Annotated in this window: 9 protein-coding genes and 1 tRNA gene; 8 read left to right on the forward strand and 2 right to left on the reverse strand. The window is 54.4% G+C overall.

From position 1 onward, the window contains the following. Positions 1 to 34: 34 nt before the first annotated feature. On the forward strand, positions 35 to 1,390 hold the full coding sequence (locus SFX18_14565) for a phage integrase SAM-like domain-containing protein (protein ID MDX1964373.1): 1,356 nt from the start codon (positions 35 to 37) through the stop codon (positions 1,388 to 1,390). Here the strand turns inward: SFX18_14565 and SFX18_14570 are convergent. Then, a tRNA-Leu gene (locus SFX18_14570) sits at positions 1,357 to 1,438 on the reverse strand. The two genes, SFX18_14565 and SFX18_14570, sit on opposite strands and share 34 nt — an antisense overlap. 777 nt (positions 1,439 to 2,215) lie before the next feature. Beyond that, positions 2,216 to 3,469, reverse strand: a complete 1,254-nt coding sequence (locus SFX18_14575) for a VCBS repeat-containing protein (GenBank protein ID MDX1964374.1) — start codon at positions 3,467 to 3,469, stop codon at positions 2,216 to 2,218. A gap of 111 nt (positions 3,470 to 3,580) precedes the next feature. Here SFX18_14575 and SFX18_14580 point away from each other — a divergent pair, with 111 nt between their 5' ends. The 7 genes from SFX18_14580 (at position 3,581) to SFX18_14610 (ending at position 11,220) form a co-directional block, all read left to right on the forward strand. Next, entirely contained in the window at positions 3,581 to 3,985 is a 405-nt protein-coding gene (locus SFX18_14580; protein ID MDX1964375.1) for a hypothetical protein, read from the forward strand. 36 nt (positions 3,986 to 4,021) lie between these two features. Continuing rightward, a complete protein-coding gene (gene coaE / locus SFX18_14585) occupies positions 4,022 to 4,636 on the forward strand; it encodes a dephospho-CoA kinase (protein MDX1964376.1) in 615 nt (204 codons plus the stop codon). 877 nt (positions 4,637 to 5,513) lie between these two features. Continuing rightward, positions 5,514 to 6,794 (forward strand): transcription termination factor Rho, encoded by a 1,281-nt coding sequence (rho, locus tag SFX18_14590; protein MDX1964377.1) that lies wholly within the window; start codon positions 5,514 to 5,516, stop codon positions 6,792 to 6,794. A 64-nt stretch (positions 6,795 to 6,858) separates the two neighbouring features. Beyond that, entirely contained in the window at positions 6,859 to 7,401 is a 543-nt protein-coding gene (gene ribH, locus SFX18_14595; protein MDX1964378.1) for a 6,7-dimethyl-8-ribityllumazine synthase, read from the forward strand. Between the two features lie 152 nt (positions 7,402 to 7,553). Continuing rightward, a complete protein-coding gene (nusB, locus tag SFX18_14600) occupies positions 7,554 to 7,994 on the forward strand; it encodes a transcription antitermination factor NusB (GenBank protein MDX1964379.1) in 441 nt (146 codons plus the stop codon). Positions 7,995 to 8,031: 37 nt separating this feature from the next. Then, positions 8,032 to 9,114 (forward strand): signal recognition particle-docking protein FtsY, encoded by a 1,083-nt coding sequence (ftsY, locus tag SFX18_14605; GenBank protein ID MDX1964380.1) that lies wholly within the window; start codon positions 8,032 to 8,034, stop codon positions 9,112 to 9,114. 519 nt (positions 9,115 to 9,633) lie between these two features. Then, positions 9,634 to 11,220: a porin gene (locus SFX18_14610; GenBank protein MDX1964381.1), complete on the forward strand. Its 1,587-nt coding sequence runs from the start codon at positions 9,634 to 9,636 to the stop codon at positions 11,218 to 11,220. The last annotated feature ends 162 nt before the right edge of the window (positions 11,221 to 11,382 follow it).

The raw sequence follows: 11,382 nt of genomic DNA on the forward strand, positions 1-11,382 counted from the left end.
CAGGATCGAACTTTCCAGCAAGGAACCGGAATAAATGGCCAGTCTAAGTAAAACCGCCAAAGCGTATCGGATCGTTTTCATTCACCCAGGCGACCGACGCCGACGCGCGATCTACTTACCCCTCACCAGCAAAGCCGGGGAGTTGGATAAGTGGAAAAGCCATATCGAGCATCTTGTGGTTTGCGCCGCTGATGAATCCCAGGTCCCCCATGCCGCGACGGTCCGATGGTTAGGGGGACTCAGCGATGCACAACATGGCAAGCTGGTGAAGGCGGATTTGACAGACCCGCGACAAGCAGCGATCCCCCAGGCCGTGGTAACGGTGGCCGATCATGCCAAAGACTATATGCGCCGCCATTCCATTCTTGCTAAATGGAAAGATAGCACGCGCCGCCGATGGCAGTTATCGGTAAATAGCCTGATTCAGTTTTTGGGGGATCGTCCCATTGAATCAATAACACCCCGCGACGCCGCCGAGTATGGCGTCTGGTTGCGATCCCCTCAGTCGCGCAAGTCTAAACACGGGGAAAACGCCGCCGATACAGGACTGGCCGAAAATACCGCCAGAAAACGGATCGGGGATTGCAAGCAAATTTTCGCCGACGCCGTGGAACTAGGACTGATCCCGAAAAGCCATTTTGCCAAAATGACCGGCAAGGTGAAGTCTAACCTGAACCGCTATTTTTTCGTTACCCGCGAGATGTACGAAAAGTGTTTATCCGCATGCCGCACCCAGGAATGGCGTGTCATTATCGCAATGGGACGATACGCTCCGGTGCGCGGTGCCAGTGAGTTATGCGAGATGACGTGGGGGGACGTGTTCTGGGATCAGAACCGCCTGCGGATCAGAACACCTAAAACAGAACGGTATGCTGGCAAGGAGGAAAAGATTGTCCCCCTCTGGCCAGAAGTCCGCCGCGAGTTGGAAGCTTATTTTGAGGAACCCGGCAAGCCAGCTAAACGTCCCCACGAAAAGATATTTGTTCAACACCTGCGGCAAGGCAAGGACACCAATTTGGCGGAACCATTCCGCGATATTGTCATTCGCGCGGGACTAACCCCCTGGCCGAACATATTTAAAAACCTAAGGGATTCACGCTGCAATGAACTCCGCCAGATATTGCCCGAAACATTAGCGGCGGCGATTAGCGGCCATGACGTCCAGACCGCGCGGGATCATTATTGGGTGTTCACGGATGCCGACCTAGCCGACGCGCTCGAGAGGCATAATGCAGAGACAAAAAAGGTAGCGCACAAGGTAGCGCACTCAGGGGGTATTTCCGACTGTCTCACAGTTTCACAAGATGAAAATTCCCCGCATTTACTGTCATTGCCAGTCAGTGAACATCTGTTCAATGGCCGCCCGGGGACTCGAACCCCGACGCCGTGAGGCACCAGATCCTAAGTCTGGCGTGTCTGCCAATTTCACCAGGCGGCCGAAATGCAATTTTCACAAATAACCAATCCACACTTATTATAATGCGTTTTCCCTGACTGGTAAACGCGGCAAATCACGTGGATTTTTGCTAATATCAGACACAGTAGCATAGCTCTTGGCACAAAATCAAACACGGAACCAAAATTCCGTTCTTGGCTGAGAAAATTTTTGGTAATTAGGTTCGCGGATAGATCGGCATAAAAAGGAAAGGTGTCACACGGATGATGGAAACTGAATTAAGCTCGCGTTACACTTGCATTTCAACAAAATTGCGTGTGAAATCAACTTTATGGAAATAAATCCTTATCAAGCTCCGCATACTGTCGATATGCCGAGGATGACAGAAGATACTAGCGGTTCACAGAAAGAATTGCGACGCATCGCGGGCTTTTAAACGGGTGCCTTGGTTTGTATCTTAATTTATTTGGGGGCAATCGTACTAGGTTTATTTGTATCAGAGGAAATAGAGCGTCCCGTCAATCTCGCCGCTGGTATCGCTGGCTTGGTCTGCATCGTGTTTGTGTTTCGATTGGCGATGAAAATCTATGGCACCGGCATCGGAATATTATTAGGAATATTGTTTTTGATCCCAGTGTTGGGATGAGTTGTACTGATTATTATTTTCCGTAAAGCAACCATTTTGCTTAAGTCTAACGGAATCAAAGTCGGTTTCCTGGGGGCATATCCCGAGCAAACATAAACCAAAAAATGAAATCATGCTTAACCATGACCATCCAGCATCCACGCCGCTTGTTTCCGCCGATACCAGCGGCGGCTTTATTTGCCAGCGGCGTCTTTGTTAGCCCCTGCCTCGTTCCAGTAAATCCGCACATTCTTGGTCGCGCGGCCGCAGGCGACAATGTCCACCCGCCCATCGCCGTTTAGGTCCGCCGCGGCGGCATCCTCGACCGCCACGCCCCCCGGATCGACAATCTGCCGCCGCCACGCCGTACCACCGGGTTGTTGGGGGTCGGGGGTTGGATCATAAATGCGGATTCCGCTGCGAAATTGCTCGCTTTGCTGATCACGCACGCCGATGACCAGTTCCTCGGCCGGGTCGTCGTCCAGGTTGGCACACCAAACGGCGTGCCCCCAGAGGAGTTGTTCGTCAATGACATTTCGCTGCCACAATTCGCCCGCCTTTGATGGTGGCGTATACACCACCACCTGAAAGCCGTGCCACGGCTCAATGGTGGCGATGTAATTGCTCTCGTTGTTCAATCTGCCCAGCTTTACCTCGCTGGCTCCCTTATTGGGCGTGGTGTCTTGATTGCCAGCACCCAACTTTTCCACTTGCCAAGAACCACTGGCTGTAGGCGTTAGTTGATGCACGCCCTCAAAGCTAACGAGCAGCATTTCCAGTTTACCATCGCGATTGACATCGCAGGGCCACAAATTATGCGTGACATGCAGCGTTTCGTTGATGACTTCCGGCACCCAGGGATCTTTGCCGGGATTGGCGGGGATCTTGTAGCGGAGAATTCGGACGCCGGACTCGGCAAAGTGGGGCTTGGTGGTTCCGCGTCCGAGTAGCGGCGCGCAGTATAACTCGGGCTGTCCATCGTTATCAAAATCGGCAAAACGCATTCGATGCATGGTCGGTTCGCTACCGATGGAAAGGACGTCCCAGGGATCGTCGAGTGTTTTGCCCCGCCGCAGCCACTGCAGGGTGCCGCCGGTGGAAGTGTCCGCCGGTCGCCAAGCCGCCCCCAGGGCAAAGTCCAACTGCCCGTCGGCATCGATATCCGCCGGAGCGATGCATACATTATCCCGCTCGGTTTGCCCCGCCGCGATAATCGTGCGGCGCTTCCAAGTGGGATTTTCGTACCAAACAACGCGATCGGCATCTACCACGACAATGTCGGTTTGGGCGTCGGCATTGACATCGCACAGGGAAACGGCATAGCCGATGGTAAGCTGGGTTTCGATTTCCTGGGTGCGCCACGGACTGGCTGGTTCCGCGGCAAAAAGGGGGATTGCGGGGATGCAAAATAAAATTGCTCGACTAAGCTGGTTTAGGCGTGTCATCATGTTTTCTGTAAAAGTAAAATCCATATTGTTTCGAGTAGAATTAAGGTACAATGTTTTTTCTAACTATGGCAACTGATTTCTAGAATAATCTCAATTCATTTAGGTTATAAAATGCAGTCCAATCCCTATGAAGCTCCTCAAGTAATCGAAACCGCAACCTTGGAGGATGCGGGAAATGCCACCGCAGCGGACCTGCCAAGAATTATCTCCTCGCAAAAAGGTCTGCTGTTTTGCATTCTGTTCCAGTTGATTTTGATGGTCGCCACATTTTTATTACCCCCGCAATTAGGCATTTTTACCAGCCTAGCCTCGATCATCATCAGCATCATCGGCGCGGTCTTTGTCTTTATGCTCGCCATCAAAATCTATGGCCAAGGGACCGGCATTCTTATGGGTATTCTTACGTTGATCCCCATCTTTGGCCTGATCGTGCTCTTGTTTGTGAATCAAAAGGCCACTTCAATCTTGCAAAAAAATGGCATTAAAGTTGGATTGTTAGGCGCCAAATCAAATTAGCACCTAAGGCTCTTTTACTTTCCATTCCTCTTAACCATGCGAATCCTCGGCATTCTGGGCGGCGTCGCCAGCGGCAAAAGTTTTGTCGCCCGGACGCTCGTGGGCTGGGGGGGGGTATGGCTCAATGCCGACCAGGCCGGGCACCAGGTCCTGCGGCAACCCGACATTCGCGACCAATTGGTTGCCCGTTGGGGAAAATCCATCATCGATGAAACGGGCGAAATTTCCCGTTCCGCCGTGGCCGCTATCGTTTTTGGCGACACGCCCACCGCCCCCCAGGAACTCAAGTGGCTGGAAAGCGTCAGCCATCCCCGTATTCGGCAATTGTTAGAATCTCAATTGTCGGAGTTACGCCGCCAAAATGTCCCGTTGGCGATTTTAGACGCGCCGGTCATGTTAAAAAGCGGCTGGGACGCCTTATGCGATTTTATCCTTTTTGTGGATTGCCCCCGCGAAATCCGCTTGCAACGGGCACTTACCCGCCCTGGCTGGACAGAGGCCCAATTTGCCGCGCGGGAGGCCGCCCAGGAGCCTCTGGAGGTAAAAAAATCCCGGGCGGATTTTTCCCTAGATAATTCCGGGACCGCCGAATATACTGAACAGCAGTTGAGAAAGCTGTGGACCGACTGGACAGGCTTTGCTCCTCTTTGATCGCCGCCAGCCCAGTTTCCGGGTGCCCGCCGGCGAAACCTGTCCAGTAACCCGCGGTTTGATCAATTGTGCCACAGGATGTTTGGCCTCCCGCCTGAGACATTTTTCCCCGGATGGGAAACTCCATTCCCCCTGCGCGTTCGCGAATCGGCTAGCTGGCCGTCAGCTAAGTTGGCCGATCCCCAAATGATTGGGCATTCACCGATGCAGCTTGCGCTTTTCCATTTTTGGGATTGTGCACAATTTTTGCACGTCTGGATTGGTTGTTTTTGCCAGCTGGCAGTCCTCGCATGTTACAACGACCCGACCAAGTGACCGGCGCTTGGCATTTTTTACCAATTTTTTTCAATTAATTCGTGGATTGCCGCAACTCCTGTGGGGAGTTTTCTTTATGCCTGAATCACGCAGTTCCAAATCTCGTAAGCCAGCGGCGGAATCAGCAAATGTGGCGGCGAAGTCGGTAGCTCCCCCGTTGGATCCGCCTGGCTCCGCCAGCACGCCCGCAGGTACGACGCCCACGCCGCATATTTCGTTAGCTACCACCGTTGATCCCGGCGAGTCCCCCGCGGCCAGAACCACCCCCCCTGGATCCGCATCCCGACCGGGAGGTGGAGCAAAGTTTGAGTCTCCGCTGCGGGCCCACCTCAATAAAGAAACAAGCCAAACTCCGGAAGCTGCGACTGGTAAAAAAGGAGATAGCGAAAAAGTTGTTGCTCGAACCGCCAGCCATCCGGGCGAAAAAAACGACAAAACGGATAAAAGCCAAAAAGATAAGCAGCGCGAGCGCCAACGCGAACAAGAACCGCTTTCCCTGGCGGAGGAAATTGCGGAACAACTGGACCGCACCGGGGTTTTGCCGGGTGATGAATTAGCGGAATTGGCCAAGCAACACCCCGGCTCCAACCTGGGCGAATTGCAGCGGATGTCCATGCCCGAACTGATGGAAGAGGCCCGGCGCGCGGAATTGGCCGACATTACCGGCGTCAAAAAGCAGGATTTGATTTTTCAACTGCTAAAACACCGGGTCAAAATGAATGGCCTGATGTATGGCGAGGGAACGCTAGAGATTTTGCCGGACGGGTTTGGCTTTTTGCGCAGCCCCGACTACCACTACATCAGTTGCCCGGACGATATTTATATTTCCCCCAGCCAAATTCGCCGCTTTGGACTAAAAACCGGCACCACGGTGACGGGCCAAATTCGCCCGCCCAAGGAAAACGAGCGCTATTTTGCCATGTTGCGGGTGGAATCCATCAATTACCGGGACCCGACAGAGGTTCATAGCAAAATCGGATTTGATGATCTGACGCCGTTGCACCCGGATTTGCGAATTCGGTTGGAAACCACCCAAAATGAGCTAGAGACGCGGGTAATTGACCTGATCGTGCCGATCGGCTTTGGCCAGCGGGGGTTGATTGTCAGTCCGCCGCGCGCGGGCAAGACGATCCTACTGCAAAAAATGGCCAAGGCGGTCCTGGCCAATTATCCCGACAGCTTCGTGATTATGCTGTTGATTGACGAACGCCCCGAGGAAGTGACCGACATGGAGCGCGAGATCAAGGGGCGAAATTGCGAAGTAATCAGCTCCACCTTTGACGAGCCAGCCGCGCGGCATATCCAAGTCAGCGAAATGGTGCTGGAAAAGGCCAAACGCCTGGTCGAATATGGCCATCAGGTGGTGATCTTTTTGGATTCGATCACGCGGCTAGCGCGGGCGTGGAATTCCGAAATTCCCAGTTCCGGCAAGCTCCTGAGCGGCGGTGTCGATGCCAACGCCCTGCAAGCCCCCAAAAAGTTTTTTGGCTCCGCCCGCAAGGTGGAGGAAGGGGGCTCGTTGACAATTATCGGCACGGCCCTGGTCGAGACGGGCAGCATGATGGATACGGTGATTTTTGAAGAGTTTAAGGGGACGGGCAACCAAGAAATTGTCTTGGACCGCAAAATGGCGGATAAACGGATTTGGCCGGCGATCGATATCAACCGCAGTGGCACGCGCCGCGAAGAACGGTTGCTGGATCCTGACGAATACCGCCGGATTTGCGTGTTGCGGCGGGTGCTGCACGACATGAATCCGCCCGACGCCATGGAAATGCTGACCACCCGCATGGCCAAGACCAAAACCAACGCCGAGTTTCTGATGAGCATGAAATCGTCATAACTCCCCGCTGGGGGCTCTCACCAAGTTCTTTCGTTCAACAATTACATCTTCTCCGCGCCTAACCATGCCCTCTAAAACAAACTCTAAACAAAAACAACCCCGGGTTTTCTTGCCAAAAATAGAAGGTCGTAATAACTTTATTGGCGTGGTCGTATCTAAATACAACGAAGCGGTCACGTCCAAATTGCTCGCGGGAACATTGGAAACTTTGCAGGCCCATCATGTCGACCCGGAAAACATCGATGTCGTCTGGGTGCCCGGGGCGTTTGAATTGCCGCTTATGGCGTCGCGAATGCTGCAAGCGGAGGAATACAACGCGCTCATTTGTCTGGGAGCTGTCATCCGGGGCGAAACCACGCATGATCAGCATATAAATCGCGCGGTCAGTATCGCTTTGATGAACGCCGGCCTGTTAAATTCCCGACCGGTGGCCTTTGGACTGTTGACGTGCGACACCTTGGAGCAAGCGCTGAATCGCGCGGGGGGAAGTCATGGCAACAAAGGGGCCGAATGCGCGCTATCCGCGCTGCAAATGATTTCCTTACTGGATGAATTCCCGTTGCCAGATATGCCCGATATTTTTAACAGCATGGATGACGAGGTGTAACCTTGCCGGTTTCCCGCCGGTGGTCAAATTTTGCCGGATTTCGCCCCCTCCGCAGCGACACATTATTCTAAAATTCATCGGCATGTAGTTTTGACGCGGGATGATTTTTCCCGCGACTCGCCAAATCAGCGCGCATCCTGTAAAATTTTTATATGGCACGCCGTACCCGAGCACGTGAAGTCGCTTTGCAGGTCCTATTTCAGGACGATTTGAATCCCGGTCATAACCCCGCGGAGGCGGACGCCTTTTTGGTTCGCCGCCTGCGCGAGGAAGAACTGGTGGAGTTCGCCCGCGCGCTCATTTCGGGCGTGCGCCGCAATCGGCAGGAACTCGACGATATGCTGGGCAAGACCGCGGATAACTGGACCGTCAACCGCATGGCGGTGACCGACCGTAACGTCCTGCGGCTCGGCGCGTACGAAATTCTTTTTTATGGCACGCCCGACCGGGTCGCCATCAATGAGGCGGTCGATCTTGCCAAACGTTTTGGCTCCAGCCATTCCGGACCTTTTGTGAATGGCATCTTAGATCGTTTTTTGGCTGGTCACCGCAAGGACGACACCCCGGATGGTCCGGCCTCCCCCGCCGGTTAACTTTTTTCACTTTTGCAATATCAGCTTATCGCCCGCTATGGGACTATTTGATTTATTTAAGAAAGCGCCCGCCTCTCCCCCGTCCCCGACGGTCGATGCGCCACGGGCCGCGGACTTGCCCGCCGAGGCGGATTCCCCCTTGGCCGGTTCCCGGGAACAACCCGCCAGTGAAACGCCCCCCACCAAAAAATCCTGGCTGGCGCGCATCCGCGACAGTTTGCACAAAACGTCGCAAATACTCAACACCGACATCCGCGACCTATTTAAAGCCCAGGGGCAGCTCCTGGATGATGAATTTTTAGATAAGTTACGCGCGATCCTGATCAAAACCGACATGGGCCCCGCCGCGGCCAATAAAATTTGCGAGCGGGTGCAACGCGATTTTCGCGCTCGCGTCCTGACCATGCGGGACCTTTTAGCCAGTGTGGAGGCGGAACTGCTGGAACTGCTCGCCCAAGAGGGGGGCGAACTACGCCGCAATCCGGCTGGGCCGACGATAATTATGGTGGCGGGGGTGAATGGCTCGGGAAAGACCACCTCCATTGCCAAACTTACCCGGATGTTTCGGCAGCGGGGGGAACGCGTCATTCTGGGGGCGGGGGACACCTTTCGCGCGGCGGCGGTCCAGCAACTGACCATCTGGGCGGAACGCCTGGGGGCAGAGATTGTCACCGCGGGGCAGGGGGCCGACCCAGCCAGCGTCGCCCACCGGGCGGTGGACACCGCCATCACGGGAAATTATGACGTCTGCATCGTTGACACCGCCGGACGGCTGCAAACTCAGCAAAATCTGATGGACGAATTGGGGAAAATCCACCGCGTCATCGGCAAACGGCTCCCCGATGCCCCGCACGAGGTGCTGTTGGTATTGGATGGGACTAGCGGTCAAAACGCAATCAGCCAGGCACGGGGCTTTACCGCGGCGGTCAATTGCACGGGAATTGTGCTAAGTAAAATTGATGGCACGGCCAAAGGGGGCGTGGTGATCCCCATCCGACAGCAGTTTGGCCTGCCGGTCAAATTCGTGGGGGTGGGGGAACAAGCGGACGATCTGATTCCCTTTTCGCCGCAAACCTTTGTCCAGGCACTCTTTAGCGGCTTGACCGAGGAATTGGGCTAATTCTCTTGCCATATTTTGCACATCAGCAGCAGAAGCGTTATGTTAATGCTCATTCTAACTAAAGGTTTAACAAAGCAAGTCTGCTAGCAGGGTTGTTGGTATTTTGATCATCAGCCGCTCAATGAGTCGGCGGTAATTCTTTTCTAACCGGCATAAATTACCATAATGCCCTCCCCCGGGGACCAGTTCATGGCGCTCCCTTGGGTGCAAATAAATCAATGTTGGCCAATCGGCAGAGATTACCTAATCGGTAAAGTCGACTGGGGAGGCTCTGGTCAGGATCAGAACAGCCGTCAAGGTTTCGCAAAAATAGCCGAAAGCTGTGCCATGATTGCACAAAGTAGCTGATTTCTCTGAAATTGCGTTTGTAACGGGGACGATACGATTTTCAGCATCATAGCCCGGTAGAAAAATTGGCGGCTGGAGCTCGGATGCACCTGCCAAACAGGTATCCACCTGATGCGTGTGTATGGAACACACGGTAATTTCCCGTTTCCTCAATGGACTGGAGTCACGGACATGAAGGTTTCTAAGTGGGCGATGTTGATCGCCTTGGCCGGCGGCATGTCGGCCGCGACAGCAATGGCTCAATACGGTCAACGTCAACCGCGCGTTGCACAGACCGGCATTGAGTACGGAAGTTATTATCAAGCGTCGGCGCAAATGCCGGCCGGTTCCCCCAGCGACATGGCTCCGGCCACAGCGCCGATGGAAGCCGCTCCCCCCGCGGCGGAAGCCGCTCCCGTCGCCAGTTATGCGGGCGGCTGCACCGATGGCACCTGCACCAGTGCCTGCCCCACCGACCCCGGTTGCGCCGCCAACTGTACCAACGGCGCTTGTGACCCCGGTTGCGGCGCTGACGCCGCCTGTGGTTGCGACAGTGGCTGCGGGACCGGCTGTGAAGAATGCAAGCTGGAATGTGAGGATCGCGATGATCCCTGGCGTTTATTCGGACATTGCAACGAATCCAATTGCCACGATCTGAACTTCCGCGGTTGGGTGGCAGCCGGTTACTTCGGCAACTTTGACAACCCCGCCAGCAACTGGAACGGGCCGGTCACGTTTGGTGATCGGGACGAACCGTTGCTCAACCAATTGTATTTTATCGCCGAAAAGCAGACTGTGGCCAATACCGAAGCCGGTGATATCGGCTGGGGTGGTCGGATTGACCTGCTGTATGGTTCGGACTACCGCTTTAATATCTCCCGTGGCTTGTCCGCCCGCGATAACTTTACGGCCAAGTGGGACACCAATCGTTTTTACGGTTTGGATCTGCCTCAGTTGTACGCGGAAGTGGGTAACAAGAAGTTGAACGCGAAACTCGGTCGCTTTTATACGATCATCGGGTATCAAGTGGTGACCGCCCCGGACAACTTCTTTTACTCGATTCCCTATACCTTCCAATACGGCGAGCCGTTTACCCACACCGGCGCTTTGGTGACTTACAATGCCAACGATCAATTGGCATTGTTTGGCGGGATCACCAACGGCTGGGATAACTTTGATAATGTCGTAGGCTATCAGTCCGTGTTGTATGGTGCCACCTTTACCGCCAGCGACGGAAACAGCAAATTGGCCGTTGCGGGACATTATGGCAAGGATTCGACCACGTTTGGTATCCCCGAACCGACGGACGATCGCCATATCATGAGCATCGTGTACAGCCGCACGCTGACTGACCGCCTGAGTTATGTGTTTCAAAGCGACAACGGCTATCAAGAAAACGTCAACAACTCCGGCGAACGGGGCGAATGGTACGGCATCAATCAGTACTTGTTCTACAAGATCAACTGCAGCTGGACCGCCGGTATTCGGGCCGAATGGTTCCGTGATGATGATGGCACCCGTGTGGCCGCTGTCGGCGATTATCCGGCCCTGGGCTTTAGCACCAACCCCGCCAGTACTGGTGGTTGGGCGGGGAACTTCTATGATGTGGCCCTGGGCGCCAACTGGAAGCCTTACAATTTCCCGAATCTGACGGTACGTCCGGAAATTCGCTATGATTGGTATGACGGGCCAGTCAATGCAGGCGGTACAAATCCTTATGACGACGGTGCCAGCGATAACCAATGGTTAATCGGTGGGGACGTCATCTACGTGTACTAACCCACCCACGCTCCGCAAAACGGGGCGGAGCAAGGCCAGTTAGTCAGGTGGATACAAACGCACGGCCCGCGGAACACTCCGCGGGCCGTGTTTTTTTGTTCTCTGTGTATATTAGCCCGCAGCGTCAGCAAGGGAGAATGGGCATCCCATCTTACCCCCGGT

It is taken from the genome of Pirellulales bacterium (genome assembly GCA_033762255.1).
Lineage (GTDB): Bacteria > Planctomycetota > Planctomycetia > Pirellulales > JALHPA01 > JANRLT01.

Bases quoted from the DNA above. Each gene is read 5' to 3' on its own strand.
- SFX18_14565 (MDX1964373.1), top strand. From the start codon at position 35: ATGGCCAGTCTAAGTAAAACCGCCAAAGCGTATCGGATCGTTTTCATT.
- SFX18_14575 (MDX1964374.1), bottom strand. From the start codon at position 3,469: ATGATGACACGCCTAAACCAGCTTAGTCGAGCAATTTTATTTTGCATC.
- SFX18_14580 (MDX1964375.1), top strand. From the start codon at position 3,581: ATGCAGTCCAATCCCTATGAAGCTCCTCAAGTAATCGAAACCGCAACC.
- coaE (MDX1964376.1), top strand. From the start codon at position 4,022: ATGCGAATCCTCGGCATTCTGGGCGGCGTCGCCAGCGGCAAAAGTTTT.
- ribH (MDX1964378.1), top strand. From the start codon at position 6,859: ATGCCCTCTAAAACAAACTCTAAACAAAAACAACCCCGGGTTTTCTTG.
- nusB (MDX1964379.1), top strand. From the start codon at position 7,554: ATGGCACGCCGTACCCGAGCACGTGAAGTCGCTTTGCAGGTCCTATTT.
- ftsY (MDX1964380.1), top strand. From the start codon at position 8,032: ATGGGACTATTTGATTTATTTAAGAAAGCGCCCGCCTCTCCCCCGTCC.
- SFX18_14610 (MDX1964381.1), top strand. From the start codon at position 9,634: ATGAAGGTTTCTAAGTGGGCGATGTTGATCGCCTTGGCCGGCGGCATG.